This window comes from Pseudomonas sp. LBUM1640 (assembly GCF_059716225.1).
Map to the genome: position 1 here is coordinate 4,737,037 of NZ_CP166816.1, position 22,841 is coordinate 4,759,877.

At 57.8% G+C, this 22,841-nt stretch carries 11 protein-coding genes and 1 pseudogene; 3 read left to right on the forward strand and 9 right to left on the reverse strand.

Features of this window, described 5'->3' with window-relative positions; all coding sequences use genetic code 11:
• Window positions 1-94: 94 nt before the first annotated feature.
• From ACA065_RS20835 to ACA065_RS20845, 3 genes are read left to right on the forward strand one after another with little or no spacing between them, the layout of a single operon-like run.
• The gene (locus tag ACA065_RS20835; RefSeq protein WP_058425659.1) at window positions 95-517 is read left to right on the forward strand and encodes a RidA family protein; all 423 of its coding nucleotides are present in this window, start codon (window positions 95-97) and stop codon (window positions 515-517) included.
• Window positions 514-1,494: an NAD(P)H-quinone oxidoreductase gene (locus ACA065_RS20840; protein WP_497691316.1), complete on the forward strand. Its 981-nt coding sequence runs from the start codon at window positions 514-516 to the stop codon at window positions 1,492-1,494. The genes ACA065_RS20835 and ACA065_RS20840 overlap by 4 nt, the downstream gene beginning before the upstream one ends.
• A gap of 15 nt (window positions 1,495-1,509) precedes the next feature.
• A complete protein-coding gene (locus ACA065_RS20845) occupies window positions 1,510-1,953 on the forward strand; it encodes a type II 3-dehydroquinate dehydratase (protein ID WP_497691317.1) in 444 nt (147 codons plus the stop codon).
• Window positions 1,954-2,067: 114 nt separating this feature from the next.
• On the opposite strand, the gene ACA065_RS20850 is transcribed toward ACA065_RS20845, so the two are convergent.
• The 9 genes and pseudogenes from ACA065_RS20850 to ACA065_RS20890 all read right to left on the reverse strand — a co-directional run bounded on the left by ACA065_RS20850 (window position 2,068) and on the right by ACA065_RS20890 (window position 22,808).
• Window positions 2,068-2,487 carry a HEAT repeat domain-containing protein gene (locus ACA065_RS20850; protein WP_497691318.1) on the reverse strand — a complete coding sequence of 140 codons (420 nt, stop codon included), beginning with the start codon at window positions 2,485-2,487 and terminating at the stop codon, window positions 2,068-2,070.
• Between the two features lie 19 nt (window positions 2,488-2,506).
• The gene (locus ACA065_RS20855) at window positions 2,507-2,992 is read right to left on the reverse strand and encodes a hypothetical protein (protein ID WP_497691319.1); all 486 of its coding nucleotides are present in this window, start codon (window positions 2,990-2,992) and stop codon (window positions 2,507-2,509) included.
• 62 nt (window positions 2,993-3,054) lie between these two features.
• The gene (locus tag ACA065_RS20860) at window positions 3,055-3,267 is read right to left on the reverse strand and encodes a hypothetical protein (RefSeq protein WP_497691320.1); all 213 of its coding nucleotides are present in this window, start codon (window positions 3,265-3,267) and stop codon (window positions 3,055-3,057) included.
• A 165-nt stretch (window positions 3,268-3,432) separates the two neighbouring features.
• Window positions 3,433-3,861, reverse strand: coding sequence for a contact-dependent growth inhibition system immunity protein (locus tag ACA065_RS20865; protein WP_497691321.1), 429 nt, complete (start codon window positions 3,859-3,861; stop codon window positions 3,433-3,435).
• 145 nt (window positions 3,862-4,006) lie between these two features.
• A complete protein-coding gene (locus ACA065_RS20870; protein WP_497691322.1) occupies window positions 4,007-4,435 on the reverse strand; it encodes a hypothetical protein in 429 nt (142 codons plus the stop codon).
• A 713-nt stretch (window positions 4,436-5,148) separates the two neighbouring features.
• Window positions 5,149-5,496 (reverse strand): DUF3969 family protein, encoded by a 348-nt coding sequence (locus tag ACA065_RS20875; RefSeq protein WP_497691323.1) that lies wholly within the window; start codon window positions 5,494-5,496, stop codon window positions 5,149-5,151.
• A 322-nt stretch (window positions 5,497-5,818) separates the two neighbouring features.
• A pseudogene (locus tag ACA065_RS20880) lies at window positions 5,819-7,011 on the reverse strand (IS4 family transposase).
• Between the two features lie 282 nt (window positions 7,012-7,293).
• A complete protein-coding gene (locus ACA065_RS20885; RefSeq protein ID WP_497691324.1) occupies window positions 7,294-7,674 on the reverse strand; it encodes a CDI toxin immunity protein in 381 nt (126 codons plus the stop codon).
• Between the two features lie 5 nt (window positions 7,675-7,679).
• Window positions 7,680-22,808 (reverse strand): two-partner secretion domain-containing protein, encoded by a 15,129-nt coding sequence (locus ACA065_RS20890; RefSeq protein ID WP_497691325.1) that lies wholly within the window; start codon window positions 22,806-22,808, stop codon window positions 7,680-7,682.
• Window positions 22,809-22,841: the final 33 nt, after the last annotated feature.

A 22,841-nucleotide genomic window follows, 5' to 3' on the forward strand; every position in this document is an offset into this window, starting at 1 on the left:
TTTTTCCTAAGCACTACCGCGCGCAAATGCTGGTTTCGCGAGGCCGGGGGCGATGTGAAGCTTGTTTTATCCCGCCTCCGATGAGTTGCCCGCCATGCCCACCCACACCCGCATCCGCATGTTCAACACCCAACAAACCTACCCCAACCAGGCGCTGGACAACGACCTGTGCCAGGCCGTGCGCGCCGGCAACACCATCTACGTGCGCGGCCAGATCGGCACTGACTTCGACGGTAACCTGGTCGGCCTCGGCGACCCGCGTGCCCAGGCCGAGCAGGCGATGAAAAACGTCAAGCAGCTGCTTGAAGAGGCCGGTTCCGACCTGTCGCATATCGTGAAAACCACCACTTACCTGATCGACCCGCGCTACCGCGAGCCGGTGTATCAAGAGGTGGGCAAGTGGCTCAAAGGCGTGTTCCCAATCTCCACTGGCCTGGTGATCTCGGGCCTCGGTCAGCCGGAATGGCTGATGGAAATCGACGTGATCGCCGTCGTGCCGGATGACTGGGCCGTATGAAGGCGGTGATTGCCCGTGAGCCGGGCGGGCCTGAGGTGCTGCAATCAGTAGAGCGCCCAGTGCCGACGCCGCAAGTGGGCGAGGTGCTGATACGCGTGGCTGCCGCAGGCGTCAATCGCCCGGACCTGATGCAACGCAGCGGCGCGCCGATTGCGCCAGGCATCACCGACGTGCTCGGTCTGGAGGCGGCGGGCATCGTGGTTGCAGTGGGCAGCGGCGTAGACGAGTTCTCCCCTGGCGACCGCGTGATGGCGTTGCTCAATGGCGGCGGTTACGCCGAGTACTGCGTGGCCCATGCCGCGCATTGCCTGCCGGTGCCGGCGGGGTTATCGCTGGAGCAGGCCGCCGGCGTGCCGGAAGCCGCCTTTACCGTGTGGCACAACCTGTTTGAACTGGGCCGCCTGCGCAGCGGCGACAGCGTGCTGATCCACGGCGCCGCCAGTGGCGTCGGCAGCTTCGCCGTGCAGTGTGCGCATGCCGCCGGAGCACGGGTGATCGCCACCGCCGGCGGCGCGCAGAAAGTCGCGATGCTGCAAGCGCTTGGCGTGTGGCGCGCGGTGGATAGACACACTGAAGATTTTGTCGAGGTGGTGAACAACTGCACCGAAGGGCGCGGCGTGGACGTGGTGCTGGATAACGTCGGCGGCGCTTATGTCGCACGCAACCTCGCCGCCATGGCAATGGGCGGGCGACACGTCAGCTTATCGTTCCTGCAAGGCGCGAAGATCGAGTTGGATCTACAGGTCTTGATGCGCAAAAACCTCAGCCTCACCTCCTCCACCTTGCGCCCCAAAAGCGTCGCCGAAAAAGCCCGTTTGGCGGTGTGTATTCGCTCGCGTTTTTTACCTTGGCTCGCCTCCGGCCTGGTGCGCCCGCAAATCTACGCGCATCTGCCCCTGCTTCAAGCCGCCGAGGCCCATCGGCTGCTGGAGGCCAACGCCAACGTCGGAAAAGTCGTGCTGACCGTCGCGCAATAACCTGGAGCGCAAGCCATGTCCCACCGCGTGTTTTTTCTCAACGGCCCCAACGCCAACCTCTACGGCCTGGACAAAAACGGCACCTACGGCAGCGAAAGTTTCGCCAGCATCGAAGCACGCTGCCAACGCCACGCCGCAGAGCTGGGCCTGAGCCTGGACTTTCGTCAGAGCAACCATGAAGGCGTGCTGGTGGACTGGATTCAAGAGGCGCGGTTGAACAGCGATGCCATCGTGATCAACGCCGCCGGGCTCACCTACAGCTCAGTACCGATCCTCGACGCGCTGCTGGCCTTCGACGGCCCGATCATCGAGGCGCACATGAGCAACATCTGGAAGCGCGAGAGTTTTCGGCATCACTCCTACGTGTCCAAGGCGGCCACCGGCGTGATCGCAGGGCTGGGGGTGTTGGGTTATGAACTGGCACTTACGGCGGTGGCCACGTTGTTGAAAACCCAATGAGCCGCCTCACCGCAGATCAACTGTGGGAGCTGTCGAGCTTTAGCGAGGCTGCGAAGGGATCACCGCGGTGCATCTGCAAGCCCCAACACCCGCGTCGCAGCCTGACTAACCGACTCAACGTGCGTCTCTTGGAGGCCCGCACTTCCTGACTAATGTCGTCGCCATTAATTCTAATGTTCGTGTGGAGGCCTCAAACCCTTCACCTAAACCAATAACTATCGGCTGCGGGTCAAGAACATAGCCTGCCAAAATAAGCGATTCGATCGACTCAATCGCATGAATAACGACCGATTCCTCTTCTGCTTTGAGCAGCGTCAGTAAAATACGCAAGGCTCGATCATCTTTCGAATCACTTAAAGATTCGGCACAGCGGCCTTGCCACACTTCAGACTTCAGTAAAAGCACAGACTCAAGCGCGTGCCAGTCCGAGCTGGCAAATTGAGAGACGTGAGTGGCGGCAATACCAATGCCTTCATCTGACCAATAGTCTTCAGAGGAAACAGTTGCCAGCAATGTTGCATACTTTTCAAACATGATTGTTCCTTGTCTCTTTCTATTGCAACCCGTCTCTATACGACACGTCGTAAAGCGTGTCTGGAGGTCCCTGGTGTTTTTCAAAATCCGACATAACAACCTTATACATGTCTGAGGCATCGATACGCTTGACGGTTTCTATTTGGCTACTGTCAGAAATCGAGAACACTATTTTTTCAGCCTTGCAGATTGAAGCGATCTCACCGATTGTCTTCAATAGCAGCTTCACCCGATCCTGAGGCCTGTGAGGAAAACCAATATTTGAAGTGACTGGATCGTACTCATCATAGTCTGTCAAATAGGTCGCATTAGGATAGCCCGGCCGATCTCCGATTAAGAAAACGAACGCCCCTTCGCGTGGCGAGAACTCAGCAGGGTAGTTAAACAGCTCAGCGCTGCTGATTTTGAACAACCCCAGTTCACTGTCTAAAATATACCTCTCAACGACAGCCCAGGTATCTGGACTTAGCGGTGGATGGACATAACCACAAACGTCGTTTGACATGCTCACACCTTTGTAGGGAACCCTTTAAGCCCACGGACAGACACTGAGGTAATGCCCATACACTACGCTCCCCAACCACGCAGTCCCAGCAACATGGTCATCAATCCCATACAAAAAATTCCAGCGCCAATCGGCCACTTCAAAAACCTTGCCCAACTTTGAGGAAACGAAAATAAAGCACTGAGGCCATCTCTCTTTTTGAACAGGACCCGATCACCCCAAATCATGCCCAACACCCCCAGCACCATTACAAACAATCCCATGAACGCCATCATCGAAAGCTCTCCATTATTAAATAGGGGTTAGGTCACTATTCTCAATCGCATATAAAAATAAATAGGGGCCAGACCATTCTTATGAGCCAAGTCCAATCAAGCCTGAACCACACCCTTACTTCTTTAACTTAGAACGGTCGTCTGACCCCGTTCTATTCCTTTTTGTCATTTACCATTAAGCGCACCCAGCAGATTCCTCTCTAGCGCCTGAGTATATTCGATATATTCAATAGCTCGATACTCCGCAGCAATAAGCTCTTTATCTCGCCGCAAAATATTCAACATTTTTTGCGTCAGTAGTAAATTCTTCGCCCAGACTGCCTGCGATAATTTTGAGGTTCCTTTTAGTAACTCAGCGTCATCCAGAAATCCTACCAGTACATCCTTATCCAACTCACGAACCACAACAGGCAATAATTCCGACGTATACATATCTTGCCTGACCGATCTGCAAAGGTCGCCGGTATCGAGATCAGTTATCGGAGTGTCCAGAATCGACCTGTGCCATGACTCCAGCGCAGACTCATCAGAATCAGGCTCAACCTCCCACTTAAACCCATTACTCTCATCTATTTCACGAAATGTCTTTTTCATATACCCGCACCACTTAGAGAATCAGAAATACGTATTAAAGTATCAAGAGCCGCCTGTCGGGCCGCTTGTGAAATAGGGGGCAGATCATTATTCTGAATCGCATATAAATGTGGTCTACCCCTTTTTTATTGCTGTCACCAGAAAATCAAAGAAGATGACTCTCATCCATTCTCACAGAGAATCTTAAACGTAAAACATGAACACTTCTCCTAACACCCAGAGGCAAATCATCAATTCTTCTATTTTGTTGGGGTTTAGCTATCAAGCTGTACCCCCGACTATTACTGACATCGTAACTAAACAAACCTTTTCTAGCCATATCAACAAACGAGCGCAAATAGCGCTCACGCTGAACGCTATCACTAAATTCAGGTAGATTTCCCTCGACAATCTCAAATGCAATACCATCCTCTACAGAAAGAAAATAATCATAAATATTTTCATAAATAGATAGTGATCTTCTTACTGCCATCGGCACAAAACCTCGCCCCCCCGTCGCGAAATGCGCAAGCTGGCCATCTGGACAAGAAGCAAACCAATCCAAATCATAGGTTTCTAAAAACTCCTCATCCATCTCCATATCCACCTCCGGATATATTTATGCAATTTTCACTGCGAGGAATCAATTCTTCGGCTCTTGGATGAATCACGGAAGTAAAATTAATGTAAAACAGCAATCAAATCAATATTTTTACATCACGACTGAGAATATCGACTCTCGCGAAACCGCTATATTTATAAACCATACACTCACAAACAAAACTGACAAGGGAATGCCCGCCCACAAAAACACTTCACCGAACTCCATTTCGAAACCTGCTGACACGAGGAGCACCGGCAAAAACGCCATTAAACAACCCATCAACAATACAAGAACAAAGGCCTCAATTTCCATGAGCATTGACGAGAACAAACTAATTATCCTCACCCTTAGCATCCTTGTAAAAAAACATTTGCATTACCGACTCCACCTGGATAATTCACATCGCAGTTCAGCAAGGTGCTTTCTTCCCACAATAGACAAACGGATATTACTGTTCATTGTGAATGACTAGAAAATAAAGAAAAAACATGGATCAGACCAAAACCCCATCATTACAAACGATAATCGTGGGCTGACCCTACTTTTCTTGGAGCGCTCACGCTGCACAGTTTCTACGCTTCAACGTCGGGGCTCGAAAACGCCTATACAACCTTATACCCAGCGAAGTGGGGGGCGGGAGACGACTATTAAAAACCAAAAAAATAGAAAACCGTGGCGTGGCCCACTCCCCTGCTAGCGCCACATCATTTCAATCGTAAGTGCGTCGAATAGGGATATTGCGTAACCGAACCTTTTAAATATTCAGAAAAGCGATTTATCATTTTTCTCAATTCAGCATCAAATTTTAAGGGCAACAAATCTAGGATATCGTCCAACTCGCAGCACTCCATTATGAGCTCACACAACGCTGGGGAGAGACCTTTATCGTTCAGGATCCTGACGGTTCTAGGAGTGAACAACGAGCGCTCAGCCTCAGCAAGCGTCATCACCTCATTACCCACTGACGTAAGCAAGCCGATAGCGACAACGGCCAAGAACCGAGATGCTTCCTCGGGCTCACACAACTCCACTACCAGCGCTGGCCTGTGCATCAATAGTTACTCCCATTTGATTTAGCTTTCATATTGAAAACCTTCCCACTTTCACTCTAAGGAAAAATAGGGATCAGACCAGCCAGAAGATCGGATTGAGCTGTTCATTCACTTATACAAAAGTTTCATAGATCATGTTTGGGTCATCGTTGAGAATCAAATACACTCGACCCATCAGCCGTACCGCCATACGATACTTGCCTTCCGCTCGTAAAAATAGCGGTCAGACCACGCTTATGAGCAAAATTCAATCAAGCCTCAACTATGCCCCTCACCTCTTCATCTTAAAATGGTGGTCTGACCCTGAGGGATTCCCATAAATTTACTCCAAGCTCTGTGCCTGATGATGCACCTCATCACGCAGAGCATGCTCCAATATTTCCAGGAGTTCTCGGCCACTAAAATCGGTGCAACTGCGCCAGTATTCCAAACCTAATCGCCACAATGAAAGTACTCGCCGATCTTTGAGGCAGTTGCTTTAATAGCGCCGCTCCAATCGGCCCTCCCGCGCCTGCAACCCCGTTAAGAAGATGAGGTAGTTGGCCAAAGCGGCAATCAACAACAACACTTCGATGCGCTTTGGACAATGGCTTCGATGCAGATTCAGGCCCAATCCCATGTACTCACTTTTTACATCTCGGAAGCCTTCATCGATCTGCATACGCCGCTTATAAATCGCCCCGATTTTTGCAGGATTCCACTCCTCTCGCTTCAGGTTGCTGGCGAGTAACCACGGTTCACGCTCACGTCTGGCAGACTGCCGGCTGAGCTTACTTCTGGCGATCGAGCCCGTAACGCGTTGGAGTTTGCGACCCTTGCCTGAATGACGGACGCAGTACAAATCTATGAAGTGAGGTGCGCTACGCGTCATCTCTACACGGCCTAACGACTTAGGTGATGAAGTGGCTAAAGCGTATAAACTCTTCACAGGCTGCCAGTCATGTTCTTCGCGGCGATAGAGCTCACGATTTCGTATACGGCCACGTAATACCAGCCCTGCGCCGCTACGGCCTTCATCCAGGGACGCCGGAAACCTGCATCAGTGACCAGGACTGGAACGCATCCTTCAGGTAGTAATGCAGCCAACGTTTCGAGCAGGCGACTTTGATATTTGGGGCAACTCTCGCGCTCATGAACGCTTTCATAAATAGGAAACGAGCGTCCCGCAAACGGGACCGCGGCTCTCAACAAAAAGGCGTCGCCAGACGCATCAATTCTCGACCAGTCGACCAAGATTAAAGGGTGCTTCAAGGAGCCCAACAGCGCCAGCAGCATCACCCAGTAGAACAATGGCCGCTCTGTTCTCAAGTGTTGATTACCCAACAATCGGTCCACTCGCTTGATCGCATGTTTTGGATACGCTTGCCCTGGCATAAAACGTCCCAGCGCTGTCAGCGTCAGGCGACGGCGTTGCAGTAACGAACTGACACAACTCATCAGCGTTGTAAGGCGGCGAGAATGGATTGAAGGCAGTGCTTGAGCGAGCGCTCTGTGTAAAAATCGGATGGCCTGCATGGGTTCGGGTTCTTGTTTTTGTGTGGTGCAAACCAAGTTGCCGACTCATGCAGGCCTCTTCAATATTCCAACTTCTTGATTTTCAGTAAGAAAAATCGGGGATTCCTCAGGGGCTGCCCCCATTTTAAAAATTGAATACCCCCCTTTTTTGAAACTAAATAACCTTATCACCGGACAAAAGATCAAGGTATTCACCGAGCCAAGGCAGATTGATATCCGGTTGACAACTGAAGAGAACTGTACGCTCTAGAATACCACCCAGTAACGCAGCCAAGATTTGCTCTACGAAGCATTGGCTTTCACGCCTAAGCGGAACATTTCAGTCGGAAATAAAGGTTCCAGAATTACCTCATCATTAAAAATAAGTAATTTCGGCGACAAAGCTATTACATCATAAATATTTTCAGAAATTAACTTCAAGCTAGTTCTGAATATTGGGATGCTTTTATCATCTGCAAAGACGAACACGTCGTCTCCTATAAGATTTGCGCTCAATAACGCCCCAATATTCTCATAAACCGAGCTTCTCATCTCTGTCCACATGACGTTCCCTCGTGCAAAGGGAAATCCATGCAAGACCTCAATAGCATCCTGACGAGCTTGCCCCTCAACTACATTAAAATCAGCGTTAAGTGCCTCTTTGCACTCTTCAAACAATGTCATCTAATTTACCTGTTTAGCTGTTTCAATATCGTTTCGAAGGCTTTCTCATTACCCTCAAATGGTACAACCTGCTTTATTGCTTTACCGGGTCCTTTCCCCTGCGAATAATCCCACGTATTAATATGAGTACCTTTTTCAGGATCATAATCAACACGCCAGCCTACTTTACCATCATTGGATTGACGCCCAATAATTTTTCCGTTCCCGGCACTGACCTCTAACCGTCCAACAACGGGTTTTGAGTCCATGCCTAAATTACCGACAATGCCAAGTGCTTTGTTTCGAGCACTTTCCCAATTTTTCTCAGGGGCAAGTGTCTGTTCTATCTTGTTTCCCGGCTGTGTGCCAGATCCCGGCCCCCCCGCCCCCCCCTTACCCTTCCCAACAATCGAAGCAATAGACGTTTTATTACGCCCAATCGAGGCACCTGAAGCCGCCAGCACCTCCTTCCCTATTAAAGCCGCTTTCTCCCAAGTCGGCAAAGAGTTATACAGCAACCCCATATCGTACTGGTTTTCTTCGGTAACAAATTCCCTCAACCGTGAAGCGTCCGCCTCTGAAAGGCCGAAGAACCAGCGCAAACTACTGACGCTATCAGCCGTCTGTATACCACCTTCATACTCCGACTGATAACCAACGCTGCAAAAACCAACCGTGCCCGCACAGCCTGCCAACATCTCAGCCCGCTTCTCAGCGCTCAGTTTTTTATATTTGGCCCAAATAGCTTCTGTTGGTTCTCCCTTCTTATTAGCGATTGCGAGTTCAGTCTGTAAATCCACGACATCTTTCGCGCTCAGTTGGTTATTCTCAACCGCATTCTTCCCAACCTGAGCCGCCGCCACCGCGCTCAACGCATCCTTGCCCACAGCAGAACCTGCAACCCCCGCCGCCAACGTCGACAACGCAGAGATCGTTTGCTTCTGCGCTGGTGTCAGGTCGTTGTCACTGACATCCCCGTACAGCTGATTACGGATCAACCTCGCTGTCGCTTCAGCCACCACGGCACCGCTGGCCCCCACCAGCGCCGAGTTACCACCAGCCCTAGCCAAAACCGCACCCAACACCGCATGAGCCATAATGTTGGCAGTGTCATCGCCCTGCGTCAGGTCCTTCACCTTCTGTGCCAGGACGGGCGCAGCAGTCCCCGCAATGGCCGCTCCCAGATTGCCACCCGCGATCCCTTGTACGATGGCGGTTACGGTCTGCGTTGTGCGCTGGAAACTGCTGCCAATACCGTAATCCTTTTCAGCCTGTTGCCTCACCTGCAAGGTGGTGGGGTCGGCTATGCCACGTTCCAGTAATTTCTGCCGAGCCGCTTTACCCGCGTCGCTGTTGGGATCTTCGGCCTCGTCAATTTTCGCGTTGGCGATGGTGCTGCCGATGGTACGAGCCAGTTCCGCAGAGCTGTTGATCAGGTCCATGCGTTCGCGCATGGCCTTTTCATCCGGCTTGTCCAGGTGCTTGTTGGCGTTTTGTGTATCGCGATTGAGGCCCACCAGGTCGTTGGCGCCCTCAGGGTTACGCACAACAATCGTGCCTTCGCTGACCGCCGCACGGGTTTTGCTGCTGTCGGACTCACTCAATACCGCGCCCATCGGCGGGCCCATTACGAGACCGCCGCCCCCACCGGAAATACCCGCGCTTGCCGATGTGCTTTTGATCTTGCTGGTGTTCTTGATGTCGCTGGTCAGCAAGCGATCGGTGTCGAGGGCGTTCTTGTCGGCACTGGCTTCACTGGCAATTACCGCGCCTTGCAGTGTGGTGGTTTTACCAACACTGATGTCATAACCACCTTTGCCCGCATACAGCCCGGTCTGATCAGTGACCGCCTTGTAGTCACTGTTCATATTGCCGGCGGAAATGTTTGCGGACCCCGTCACCGTCGTGCCGTAGCAGAACGGCGGCACGCAGATGCTTGCGCCGACACCGGCACTCCCCTGCTTACTCTTCTGGGTGTCGGTGTCCTGGCGCGAAGCGACGTTGAGGTCACCCCCGATATCCGCCTTGATGCTGTCAGCACGCACCTGGGCACCGGCCAGCGTGGTGTCCTGGCCACTGCTCAGAACCAGCGCACCCGTGTCCAGTTTGCTGTTGACCTGAGTCACGGAGCTGCCGGAGCCCATGCCTTTGGCGATTTGCGCACCAAGGTCCAGGGTGAAGCCGTTTTGCTCGCCGATATTGAAGCTGGCACCGATGCTGGTTTTGTTATTTTTACTGTCGTTTTTCCGCTCGGTGGTGTTCTGCGCGCTTTCCAGGACGATGTCGTTTTTGGCGACCAGCGTGGTATTCGCGGCTTTCAGCTCACTGCCGATGACATGGATATCGCCTAGGGTTTCAGCGGCCTTGCCCGTAGCCACAACAGATAGCCCTTGACCGGCGTTGAGCGTGCTTCGCTTCGCCGTTTCACTGCGGTATTCACTGGTATTTTTATTATTGGTACTGGCAAGCTCGGTGCCGATTTTGATCAATGAGCCGTTGCTCGCGGTGCCGCCTTGCTTGTCCTTGAAACCGGTACTCTGACCGTTGGCATCCATCATTTGGCCGCCAAGGTTGTAAGTGCTCAAGGCAATCTGAGCCAGCTTCACAGCCTTGAGTCGAGGATCATCCGAATTCTTGGCGGTCTCAATTCCGTCGCGAATGCTTCTGGCGGTGTCAACCACAGCGCCACCGATAACGCGCCCCACTGCCAGGCTCTTGGACTTATCGACCGTGCTTTGGCTGGCAGTTTCCATACCCGCAGCGATGGTGACATTGGAGCCTTTGAGGTCCATATCCTTGGTGCTGACCACATCACTGGCCACCACCTTCAGCTCACGCCCCGCCTCCAATTTTACGTTGCCCGCGCTGGAACCGACTGTACTGCCGGTAAGCGTGGTTTCTGCCGCGGTGCCGTTGCGTTTCTGGCTGTTGATGAACAGATGCTGGTTGCCGGTCATGTCATCCAGCCCCAGCTTGTTGCCGGTCAGCACGCCCGTCAGGTCGCGGTTCTTTTCCTTGTGCATATCGGTGCGCGAGAAGGTGTTCTGCGCAGCATCGATGGTCAGGTCACGCCCGGCCTCGACAGCCAGGTCACCGGTACTGACCAAAGCCGAACCCGTCACTTTCACGTCTTGCCCGCCCGCGACGCTGACGGTATCGCCGGAGACCATGCTACCCACCGCAGTGGTACGTTTCTCGTCTACTTGGTCCTCAACTTTGCTCGACTTGAACCCACCCCAACTACTTTTGCTTTCTTTGCGTTCGTGGCGTGCGCTGTTGGAATCCGTCACGGCAAGAATCTGTACATCCTTGCCCGCGACCAATTTCGCTGCACCTTTCTCGGCAGTCACCGCACTACCGGCCAACAGCAGGTTTTCACCGGCTAACAGCGTGCTGTTACCACCCGAGCTGATCAGGCTGCCGACGTTCGCGATGCTTTCAGTTTCATCAAGGCGGGATTTCTTACCGGAAGATGTCTTCTTCGTCTTGCTGTAGAAGCTGTAGTCCTGGTCTTCGGCGGACTTGAGCTCAAGGTTATTTCCAGCAACCAAATACGCCTCATCCCCCGCAGCCACACGACTGGCGGTCAACGCCAAGTCCTGCCCTGCACTCAGGCGCACATCCCCCCCAGCCTTAACCGAAGTCGCCACCTGGCTCACATGGTCTTCCTGCGCCTTAACCTTCTTCAGGTTCAACGCCGCGTGCTGCTCATCCGCCGCCGAAGCCAAGATCAAGTCCCCACCCGCCGCCATCGCCACATCCCGCTTGGCTTCAATCTGGCTGGCAATCGCGGTCAAATCGCGGCCTGCAACCGCCGACAGGTCTCGACCCGCCGTCACCGACGAGCCGTTCTGCGTGACGGAGCTGCTGTTGGAGCGCGTTGTGGTGTTGGCGTTGCTGTTGACCTGCTCCACCGACCCAAAGCTCAGGTCGCGCCCGGCCTGTATCGTGGTGTCGCGGCCGCTGTCGAGCACGCTGCCCTGGTTGGAGACGTCGCGCCCGGCGTTGATGCTCAGGTCGTTGGCCGCTTCGATGCGGGCTGCGCTGCTGAGGAACTCGCGGTGTTCGCTGGAGACGCCGTCGCTGCTGTCGTGACGGGTGACGGTGCGCTCGTTGATCACGTCGCCGTTCACGGCGGTCAGGGTGACGTCGCGGCCTGCAATGATGCCGCCGGCCTTGTTGACGATGTTGTTGCCGGCCAGCAGGTCCAGGCGGTTGCCCGCTTCAATCAAGCCGCTGTTCACCAGGTCATTGCCGGCCTTGGCCGACAGGTTGTTGCTGGCGCGCAGGGTGCCGACGTTGTTGAGATCTTGCCCGGCGATCAGGCTGACATCGTTACCCGCAATCAGCGCACCGGTCGGCGCCAGGCGGTTGTTGGCGTTGGCCAGGTAGAGCACGGGCACCAACACTTCTTCGCCGTTGACCACGCTTTTTTCCAGCCAGACGATGTCGTGGGTCAACGCCGCGACTTGCTCGGAACTCAGGCTTACACCCACGGCCAGGTTCAGCGTTTGCTTGCTGGCGATGGCGTTGTCCATCAGGTGTTTGAAGAGTTTTTCGTCGGTGGTTTGCCCATCGATAAAACGTTGGCCGGTGCGTGCCACGACGGCTTGTTGGACCAGGCGCTGTTCGTAGAAACCATCGCCCAGGCGCTTGGCGCTCTCGTCCGGGTTGTAGCCCAGGCCAGAGAGCAGGTAATCCGAGCTCATGAATTGCTTCATGTCGGTGAGCACGGGGTTGGTTTCGATCAGGTATTTGTGCGCTTGCGACACGCCGTTTCTATCGGGCAGGCCTTGCACACGGCTGATGGCTTGGGCGTTTACGGCGCTCGGTTGCACGCCGACTTGAGTCGCAACGGTGGCCACGGCGTCATGCGGAGCAAGCGTTGGGAGCGAAGCCGGGCGCTCAGGCGCGGTGACAGCAACCCGTGCATCTCGCTCAACCAGGACCGGCGAAAGGTCGACGGCGGGTTGGGCACTGCCACTTAACGCCGCGATGCCGTCGACATGCGCAATATCACCAGCGGTCGTACGGCCGGGTTGCTGCACGACGGCATCGGCACTGCCGACACCGGCAGCGTTGACCGCGCGGGCACTGGCATCAATGCCGTCTGCGGTACGGGCCGCGACGCTCAGTGCGTGGGTGCTTGCGGACACCTGGGCGACGTCGCCCAGTTGAAGCGTGCGTGCCGAGTTCGCTGGAAGGGTTTGTTGACGTTGCGCCAGGTCGACGCTCGCGCCGCCGAGTGTCCAGCTCTGCGGGCCTGCAGTGCCTTGGGCCACTTGCCCTTGGGTGGCGCCCTGCCCGCTCAGGCGGAACAAGCCGTTCTGACCGGTAGGCAAGGTGAAGCCTGGCAGGCTTACTGGGTTGACTTGCTGTTGCGCCAGGTCCGGTCGCAGTTGCGCGTTGATGGAAACGGCGGTGGAGTGGCCGCTGCCCGCGCCGGTCTCTGCCTGGGTGCGGCCTGCTGCCACATAGGCGTAGTAAGGGCGAACCACGCTGTTGTTGATGTTCTTGACCGCGTTGAGGGCGACATTGCCGCCTGCCTGGATGATTGCGTCATACGAGGCGCCATCTGAATTTGTCGTGGTGGTGGATCGAGAGCGCTCGCCTCCCCACATCAGCCCTATGGCGTAGGCCAGCTCGCCCTCGACGTTCGCCGTAGGGGTGATGGCGTTTCGAGCATTGAAATTGGCAACACGCGCACTGGTCTGGGCGAACTCCTTGACGTAACTCACAAGGGTGCGCGTCGTCTTGATCTCTTGCGCCTGTACGCCCTGGTTATTGATGGTGTCGGCGTTCGCTGCGAGGTTGCCTGTGGCGCCGATCGTACTGCTCAGGTTGTTGAGGGTCTGGGCGTTGATCTGCAGGTCAGCGCCGCTGCTGAGTGACGAGGCAAGGCTGCTCTGGGTGACCGTCAGCCGATCGATTTCATCAATTTGCCACAGTCCGTTGCGGCTGCTGCTGCTGCGATAATCGCAGCCGATCACGGCAATTTGGCCACAGGGAAGCTCGGTGATTTTCACCGAGCTTTTTTCATGCCGCGAATACTCCAGCACATCCCGCACGTTGTTGACGGTCATGGCGTTGACCGTCAGGTTCTTCACGCTCTCAATAGTGCCGGAGCGGTTATCCAGCAGATCGGCCTTGCCTTGGTTCGGGTCCTTGGCGATCAGTACGTCACCCAGGCCATAAACGTCGGCGTAGGTATTGGTGAAGCTTGAGGTCAGCAACTGCATGTCGCCGCCACTGGTGATCACGCCGTGGTTGTTGTTGATCAGCGTGTCAGTGGTGAGCCTAAGGTCGGCGCCTGTCGCCAGGGTGCCGGTGTTGTTGACGCTTGCGGCCGTCAAGCGCATGTTGCCTGCCGAGGTCAGGCGCCCGGCGTTGGTGAGTTGGCCGCTGACCTTGAGGGTGCTGTCTTGCCCCGCTGCAACACTGGCCGTGGTGCTCAGGTTCAGCTGCGCGGCATTCAAGCCAAGGTTGCCCAGGCTGCTGTAGCGCCCATTGCCAGCATAGGTGCCGCTGAGGGTCAGATTGGCCGTGCCGTCGCTGGCGATCAAGCCGTCATTGGTCCAACTGCCACCGGTGCCCGTCAGGCTGTCGGAGGCCAGCAGTTGCCCACCCGCGGTCTGGTTCAGGTTGTTGACGTTGACCGTCAAGCGCCCAGCCTGGATCACGCTGCTGTTGGTCCAGGTATCCGCCGCCAGGGTGAGGCCGCCGCGTGTCACCACATCGCCGCCGGCCTCGATCAGGTTGGCAGTGGCGATATCAAAAGTGCCGGTGCCCGCGTGCAGCACGCTGCCGCCCTGGTTCTGGAAGCCAGTGGCATTCAGGGTCAGGTCGGTGTTGGCGGTTTCCAGTCGTCCATTGCGGTTATCAAACGCACCGCCGAGCTGGAAGTTGGTTGTGCCGCCATTGCCCAACGCGCGCAGTTGCCCGCCTTGGTTGTCGACACTCGCGGCAGCTACGTTCAGGCTGCTGTCGCTTTCAATCACCCCGCTGCGGTTGGTCAGCGCACCACTGGCGCTCAGGTCAATTGCACCCGCCGCGATCTGCCCGGCGTTGTTATCCAAACTCTGGCCAGCCATGCGCACCAAACCCTTGGCGAACACCCCGCCGTTGGCATTGGCGAAATAGTTGGCGTTGACGACTGCGTCGCCGGTCTGCGCAGCAATGCGGCCATTGCGGTTATCGATGCGGTTGGCGAGCAGGTTCAGGCCTTGGGCCTGGATAACGCCACTTTGGTTGTTCAGGCCCAAGGCCAATTTGGCATCCAGCACGCCCTTGAGGCTGGCCAATGTGCCGCCTTGGTTATCGACATCGCCGCCGATGTCCAGCGCCAGGCCGGTCTGGCCCAGCACCGAGCCCTTGGCGTTGTTCAGGCCGGCGGCGTTCAATTGCACGTCGGCGCCCTCACTGTAGATCAGGCCGCCGGTATGGTTTTGCACGACGCCGCCGGTGGTGATCGCCACCCGCTGCTGGCCTGCGAGAGTGCCGCGTTCGCTGTTGTCCAGGCCGCCAGTGAACAGGGTCAGCAGGCTTTGGCTGACGATCTGGCCGTCAGCACTGTTGTAGACGTGGTTGGCCCGCTTCAACAGCAGCGGCCCGGTGCTCGCCAGTTTGCCGCCACTGTTGTTGAGGTTGCCAAGCAGGTCGAGGGTCAAGCCGCCATTGGTGATCAGGCTGCCGCCGTTGTTGCTCAGGTCGCTGCCGGTAAAGGTGAAGGCCTGTTGCGCGGTGATGCTGGCTTGGTTGGCCAGGGTGGCGGCTTGCACCTGCAGCTCGGCGCCGCTTTCGATCAGGCCGCCGTCGCCGTTCACCAATGCGCCGGTGACGGCCAGCGTTTGCCCGGCGCCACTGGAAAGCACGCCATTGCCACGGTTATCCAGGTTGGCGGCGCTTACATCCAACCGCCCTTGGCTGACGACAGCGCCTTGCGTGTTGTTTTGCAGTGCACCGCTCAGGCGTACGTCTATTGCACCGTTACGGCTCGACAGCGTGCCGTTGTTGCGGTTATCGAGGTTGCCGCCACTGACGCTCAGGCCTTGCCAGCCGCTTAGCAAGCCCGTCGCGGTGTTCACCAGCGTGTCCGCGTTGACGCTCAACGCTTGGCTGCTGATCAGCTTGCCGCCGGTGTTATCCAGGCTGCGCGCCGTCAGGGAAAAGCTTTGCTGGCTGGAGATTTCGCCGCCCCTGTTGTTGAGGTCGCGCAGGTTTTTAAGGGTCAGCGGGCCGTTGGCAAGGAGCAGACCGTTACGGTTATCCAGATCGCTGTTATTGAGGTCGAGGGTCACGCCTTGCTCGCCGACAATGCGGCCGCCCGCCAATGCCAAAGCGTTAACGCCGACGGCCAGCGCTCCTTTGGCCGAGACTTCGCCGCCGTCGCCGGTGTTGAGGCTGGCCGCCATCATGCGCAGGCTGCCTTTGCTGTTGATCAGGCCTCCGGCGGTGTTATTCAGGGCCATCGCATTCAGCGCGACGGCGGCACCCAACAAGCTGCCGTTGCGGTTATTCAGGTCGGCACTTTGCAGGGTCAATACTTGAGCGGCAGTGACCAAGCCTTCATCGGCGTTGTTCAGCAGCCCGGCGCTGGTCAGTTGCAGGTCGCTGCGGCTGCTAAGTGTGCCGCCACGGTTGTCCACAGCTGCCGCGTAGGTATCAAGGCTGGCAGCGCCGATCAGGCCTTTGACGTTGCTCAGCGCATGGTTGATGCGCAGGCTCAGGCCTTGGTTGCTCAGCAGTTTGCCGTTGCTGTTATCCAGGGTTTGCGCGGCCAGGGTGAAGGCTTGGCCGCTGGAGATTTCACCGTTCTGGTTGGTCACGGTGTTGAGATTATTCAGCAGCAACGGGCCCTTGGCATTGAGCAAGCCACCGGTGTTGTTCAACGCGCCGTTGTTCAAATCCAGGCTCAAGCCGGCGTTGCTGAACAGCGTGCCACCTTGCTGGTCCAGCCCGGTAACGTTGGCAATCATGCCTAGCTGGCTGCCGATGCTGCCGCCATTGTTCAGTTGCCCGCTGGTCAACGCCAACGTGCCGCCACTGTTAAGGCGGCCGCCCTGGTTGTTCAGCACGCCCGTGGTGACCGCGACCGAGCCTTTGCCACTGAGCGTGCCCTGCTGGTTGCCCAGGCTGGCACTGCGCAAGGTCAGGTTGCCATCGGTGACCAACTTGCCGCTTTGGTTGTCCAGGCTGCCGGTCACGGCGACGTTCAAATCCTGGGCGCTGGAGAGGCTGCCGTGGTTGTTATCAAGGCTGCGCGCCTTGACGCTCAGCGCGTCTTCACTGCTCAACACGCCTTGGCTGTTGTCCAGGTCGCCCGCCAGTTCCAGCACCAGCGGTTGTTGGCTGAGCAGTTTGCCGCCGCGGTTGTCCAGCGAGGTGCCGGTCAGGCTCAGCCGCTGCCCGTTCAACTCACCGAGGGCGCGGTTGATGACCTGATCAACCGTCACGTTCAAGCCGCCGCCGGCAAACACCACGCCTTTGTCGCTGTTGTTCAACTGCTGGCCGGTGAGGCTGACGTCGGCGTTGCCGGTCAGCTCACCGGCACGGTTATCGATGCTACCAACCTCTAATTTCAGTGCTTTTGTCGCGCCGACCAGACCGTTGCGGTTGTCCAGGTTAGCGCCGCGCAGCTGCAGGCTGGCGGTGCTGATCAGCTTGCCGTTCTGGTTGTCGAGGCGCTCGGTGTTGACCGTGACCTGCGCCTTGCCGGCGATCTCGCCGCCACGGTTATCCAAAGCCGCACTCGTCAGCAGCAACGCGCCATCGGCAATCACGCTGCCGCGTTGATTATCGAGCAACTCGGATGCGCCGACCTCTACATCGCCCCGGCCGCTGAGCACGCCGTCGGTGTTGTCCAGGCGAGTGCTGCGTGCATTGAGGCTGGCAGCGTTGATGTGACCTTTGACGTTGGCCAGCACTTGGTCAACGCGCAAGGTCAGCCCCTGGTTGCTGATCAGTTTGCCGTTGCTGTTGTCGAGGTTTTTCGCTGCGAGGGTGAAGGCATTCTGGCTGGAAATTTCGCCGTGCTGGTTGTCGATGCTGGCGAGGTTGTTCAAGGCCAGGATTGGCGCGTTGATCACACCGGCGTTGATCAGGTTGCCATTGTGCAGGTCGAGGTTCAGTTGCGTGGTGCTCAACAGCTCGGCGCCGCCCAGTTGAGTCAGGCCGGCGAGGTTGGCATTCAGGTTGCCAACGCTGCCGATATACCCGCCGTTGGTGACGTGGGTGGCCGTCAGGTCAAGGCTGTCGGCACTGATCACCTGCCCTTGGAGGCCGTTGTTGAACTCGCCGGTGGCGATGCTCGCTGCAGCCTGGCTTTTGAGCAGGCCGTTACTGTTATCGAGGCTGGCACTGGTCAGCTTGAGGCTTTGTGCACTCTCGACGGTGCCGCCGTTATTCAGCACCTGCGCGGCGCTGGTGAGCGTCAGTGGGCCGGCGCTGGAAATACTGCCGCCCGTGTTATCGATGCGCTGGGCAGCCAGGTCCAGCGACCCTTCGCTGCTGAGTTTGCCGCGCGTGTTATCCAGCCCGGCCGAGAGGTTCAGTGCCAAGACGTGTTGAGCGCCAAAAGTGCCGTCGGTGTTGTCCAGACTCACACCGGTAAACCGGGTGTTCTGGGCGAACACCAACCCTTTGGACTGGTTGATCACGTCCTGCATCGCCAACGCCAACGCAGTCCCGGCCAGCAGCTTGCCGCCACTGTTGTCCAGGCGCTGGCCGCTGAGGTCGATGTTCTGCTGGCTGGAGATTTCTCCGGCGCGGTTGTCGATGTTGCGGGCGTTGAGTTTCAGCGCTTTTGTGGCCGCTACCAGGCCCTTGTCGCGGTTGTCCAGGCTGTCGGCAGTGAGGGTCAGGCTGCCTTGAGCGACGAATTCGCCGCCCTGCTGGTTCAGCACACCCACGGTGGCCTCCAGATCGTCCTGGCTGGCAATGCGGCCCTTGGCGTTTTCGACGCTGTCGACCGTCAGGCGCACCGGGCCGACGGCGCTGACCAAGCCGCCGTTCTGGTTGTTCAGGGATTGCCCAGTGAGTGCCAGCGCCTGCTTGCTGTTGAGCACACCTTGACGGTTGTCCAACTGGCCGACCTGCAGGTTCAGGTCCTGATTGGCACGCACCGCGCCGCCACGGTTATCCAGGCTGTTGCTGCGCAGGGTCAGCAGATTTTGCCCCGACAGGCGGCCTGCGCGGTTGTCCAGGCTCCCGGCCTGGATATCCATGGCGCCTTTGGCGAGCACGCTGCCTTTGGCTTGGTTATCCAACAGGCCGTCGACCTTCACCGTCAGGCTGCCATCGCTCACCAGGCTGCCGGATTGGCTGTTATCGAGGCTGGCCGACGTGACGTTCAAACGCTGACCGCTGCCCAAGGTTCCGCCGCCGTTGAACAAGGCGCCTGTTGTGGTCAGATCAAGGCTGTTGTCGCCCATGACCTGGCCGTTGAGGTTATTCAACCGAGCCGCCTGAACGTTGAGCGCGGCGGCAGTAATCAGGCCTTTGACGTTGGTCAGCGCCTGGTCGAGCTTGAGGGTCAGCGCTTGATCGCTGAGCAGCTTGCCGTCGCTGTTATCCAGGCTCGTCGCGGCCAGCGTGAACGCGTTTTCGCTGGAGATTTCGCCGTTCTGGTTGGCCACCGTGGCCAGGTTTTTAAGAAGCAGATGCCCCGGCGCATGGATCAGGCCACCGGCGTTATTGAGGTGGCCCTGGTTCATGTCCAGGCGAAGATCGCTGAGGCTGTAGAGCTTGCCGCCGCCGCGCTGGTCAAGCCCGGTGAGGCTGGCAGTCAGCGCTTGGTTGCTGGCGATTTGACCGTCGAAGCGGTTATCCACCTGCCCTGCCGTCAGGTCGAGGCGGTTGGCACTGGCCAGGCGCCCGCTGTATTGGTTATTCAGCGTGCCGGTAGTGACTTGCACGGCGCCGTCGCCGATCAGTTTGCCGCCGCGGTTGTCGAGGCTGGCGCTATCGAGGCTCAGCGCCATGGCGCTGAGCAATTCACCGTTGCGGTTGCTGACGGCGCCCGTGGCGGTCAAGCGCTGCGCCGCGCCGCTGCTGATGCGGCCGGCGTCGTTATTCAGCGTGGCGGCGTGCAGCGTGAGGTTGCCATCGCCGCGCACGGTGCCTTGTTGATTGTTCAGGTGACCAAGGCTCAGTTGCATCGCACCGTTGGCCAGCAGGCGCCCGCCGTTGCTGTTGTCGAGCAGGCTGGCGTTGGCCTGCATCGCTCCCGCCGAGGCGACGCTGCCGCCTCTGTTGTCAAACTGGCCGATGCTCAGGCTCAACTGTTGGCCGCTGATGAAACGCCCGCCACGGTTGATCGCGATGCCGTTGTTGGTGACGCTCAGCAAGGTGTCGCCCTGCAGCAGGCCCTGGCTGTTGTCCAGCGTCAGGCTGCTCAAGGTGGTGGTCGCGCCGATGATTTCGCCCTGGCGATTGTCCAGCGCGGTGTCGATGGACACCTTCAGGTCATCACGGACTTTCAGCGAACCTTCGGCGTTGACCAGGCTGTTGGCGCGCAAGTCCAACCCCGTCGCAGCGACCAGGCCCTTGGTGTTATCCAGGGCCTGGGCAATGCGCACCAACAGCCCTTGCTCGCTGAGCAATTTGCCGCTGCGGTTGTCGAGGCTGTCGGCGTTGAAGGCCAGCGCCTGGGCGCTGGAGATTTCCCCACCGCTGTTATCAACACTGCTCAGGTTGCTCAGCAGCAACGCACCCGGCGCGTGGATCAAGCCGCCCTGGTTGTTCAAGTGGCCGTGGTTCAGGTCCAGGCTCACACCCGCCTGGCTGAAGAGGTTGCCTTTGGCGCTGTTGTCGAGGCTGGCGGTGCTGATTTGCAGTTGGCCCACCGCACTTAAAAGACCGGTTTGGTTCAGCAGTTGCGCGCTGATCAGTGCAGTCAGGCGGCCGTCGCTGGTCAGCTTGCCGCCGCTGTTGTCCAGGCTACCGGCGGCGAGATCAAACGCTTGGCCGGCGAACAGCGTGCCTTGGCGGTTATCGACCAGGCCAAGGCTGTTGAGGTTGAGGGTGGCATCGCCTTGCAGCAAGCCCTGGCGGTTGTCCAAGGCGCCGCTGTTGACCGATGCCGTGCGCGCCAACACTTTGCCGTTGCGGTTATCCAGCGCCGCGTCGATCTGGGCAATCAGGCCGTCACCGGCGCTGAGTGTGCCGCCACTGTTATTCAGGCTGCCGGCATGGATATCGAGAGCTTTGGCCGAGACCAGCCCTTGGGTGTTGTCGAGCGCCTGGGCGATGCGCACGGTCAATACCTGTTCACTCAGCAGCTTGGCGTTGCGGTTGTTCAGGGTGTCGGCGGCCAGGGTGAATGCCTGGCTGCTGGAGATTTCACCGCCTTGGTTATCGACGCTGCTGAGGTTGCTCAACAGCAATTGGCCCGGCGCATTGATCACGCCGCCGCTGTTATTCAGGTGCCCGCGATTGAGGTCGAGGCTGACATCGCCCTGGCCGAAGAGCCGGCCATCATTGTGCTGATCGAGGCTTGCGACATTGGCATTGAGCGCCTGCCTGCCGCTGATGCGCCCGCCTTCGCTGTTGTCGACGTGGCCGGCTTTCAAGTCCAGGCGCACATCGCCGCGCAAGCTGCCGTGCTGGTTATTCACCTGGCCTGCGGCATTCAGGCTCAACGACTGCCCGGCCGATACCAGGCCCGCCACGTTATCCAACGCCGCCAGTTGCAGCGTGACCTGCGCCTGGCTGGAGAGCTCACCGTTGCGGTTGATCAGTTGGCCGATACCTGCCGTGAGGTTGCCGGTGCTGGTGACCAGGCCGCCTTGGCTGTTGAGCAGTTGGTCGGCATTTATGGCGAGGCTGCCGGCGCTGAGGATTCGGCCTTGGTTTTGGTTGTCGATCTGCGTGGCGGTCAGCTGTGCAGCGCGTTGGGCGCTCAGCGTGCCGCGCTGGTTGGCGAGTTCGCCGGTGTTAACGCTGAGGTCGCGGCTGGCGATGACGGTCTTGCCGGTGTTGTCAAGGGCTTGCGCGGTCAGGCGCACGTCGCCTTGGGTGTTGCGGGTGTTGTCGGCGTTGACGCCGGCTTCGATAATGCCGTTGTTGGTCAACCGCCCGCCCGCGTCCAGCGTGATGCTGTTCTGGGCGGCGAGGGTTTGCTGGTTGGTCAGTGCGCCCTGGGTTTTGATCGACAAATCCGTACCGGCGTAGACCGCGCCTTTGGCTTCGACGCTCTGAGCCTTCACGTTAACGGCCGTACCGGCCGAGGTCTGGCCCATCACCACGTTGCCTGCGGCGTCGATCTGAATATCGCCGCCAGCCACCATGTCACCCGACAACCGCACGCCCACACCGGCTTCGGTGCCGACCAACTTGACCGCGCCCACGTACATGCCGCCCAGCGCCGACGAGTCAATCGCCAGGTCCGGCGCCTGGCTGCCATCTGCTGCGCGCGCCGTGGCATTCAAGGTACGTGCGTCGACGTCGTTGCGTCCGGCCACGATGGTGAGTTTTTTCGCCTGGATCTGCGCGTTGATGGTGGTGGCGCGGGTGATGATTTCGAACTGGTCGACGTTGCTCGCATTCAGCCCGGCGCCTTCGATGGCGACGCTACCTTTATCGACTTGATAACGGCTGATCTGGCCGTTTTCGATCACGGCTTTACCGGTAGTCAATGTGGCTTGCGGGGTGTTGATAAAGCCGCAGCCGTTGCAACTGATGCCGTACGGGTTGGCGACGATGACATGCGCCGACTGCCCCGCCACTTCCGTGTAGCCGCGCAGTTGGCTGGGGCTGCCGCCGTTGACTTCGTTGAGGATGATAGTGGCGGCGGTGCCTTGGAAATTCGGGTTGCCGACGATGATGCCGCCCAGCTGGGTGGACTGAGTGCGGCCGGTGGCGTTGTTGAGAATGACCCCGTTGGCGCCGACGTTGTAGTCATGGAATTGGTTATGCGACAGGCCGTTGGCGTTCGGCGCGGCGATGTTAACGATCGGCACGCCGTTGCCCGCTTGCGCCAGGCCCGTGCCCGGTGCGCTCACCACAATGCCGTCCGCCTGGGCCAACAGCGGCTGCCAGAACATGGCGTTGGCCAGGATCAACGCTAACCCGCGTTTAGGCAGCCCCAGGAACTTGGAGCGGCTTTTTACGGCAGCAGAAGGCTGGCGCGCGAGGAAGGCAAACTGACGAACGTCCATGTCATGTCCCGATGCCCGAGGGCGGTAAAAAAT

Coding starts and splice junctions, on each gene's coding strand:
- ACA065_RS20835 (WP_058425659.1), top strand. CDS start 95: ATGCCCACCCACACCCGCATCCGCATGTTCAACACCCAACAAACCTAC.
- ACA065_RS20840 (WP_497691316.1), top strand. CDS start 514: ATGAAGGCGGTGATTGCCCGTGAGCCGGGCGGGCCTGAGGTGCTGCAA.
- ACA065_RS20845 (WP_497691317.1), top strand. CDS start 1,510: ATGTCCCACCGCGTGTTTTTTCTCAACGGCCCCAACGCCAACCTCTAC.
- ACA065_RS20850 (WP_497691318.1), bottom strand. CDS start 2,487: ATGTTTGAAAAGTATGCAACATTGCTGGCAACTGTTTCCTCTGAAGAC.
- ACA065_RS20855 (WP_497691319.1), bottom strand. CDS start 2,992: ATGTCAAACGACGTTTGTGGTTATGTCCATCCACCGCTAAGTCCAGAT.
- ACA065_RS20860 (WP_497691320.1), bottom strand. CDS start 3,267: ATGATGGCGTTCATGGGATTGTTTGTAATGGTGCTGGGGGTGTTGGGC.
- ACA065_RS20865 (WP_497691321.1), bottom strand. CDS start 3,861: ATGAAAAAGACATTTCGTGAAATAGATGAGAGTAATGGGTTTAAGTGG.
- ACA065_RS20870 (WP_497691322.1), bottom strand. CDS start 4,435: ATGGATGAGGAGTTTTTAGAAACCTATGATTTGGATTGGTTTGCTTCT.
- ACA065_RS20875 (WP_497691323.1), bottom strand. CDS start 5,496: ATGCACAGGCCAGCGCTGGTAGTGGAGTTGTGTGAGCCCGAGGAAGCA.
- ACA065_RS20885 (WP_497691324.1), bottom strand. CDS start 7,674: ATGACATTGTTTGAAGAGTGCAAAGAGGCACTTAACGCTGATTTTAAT.
- ACA065_RS20890 (WP_497691325.1), bottom strand. CDS start 22,808: ATGGACGTTCGTCAGTTTGCCTTCCTCGCGCGCCAGCCTTCTGCTGCC.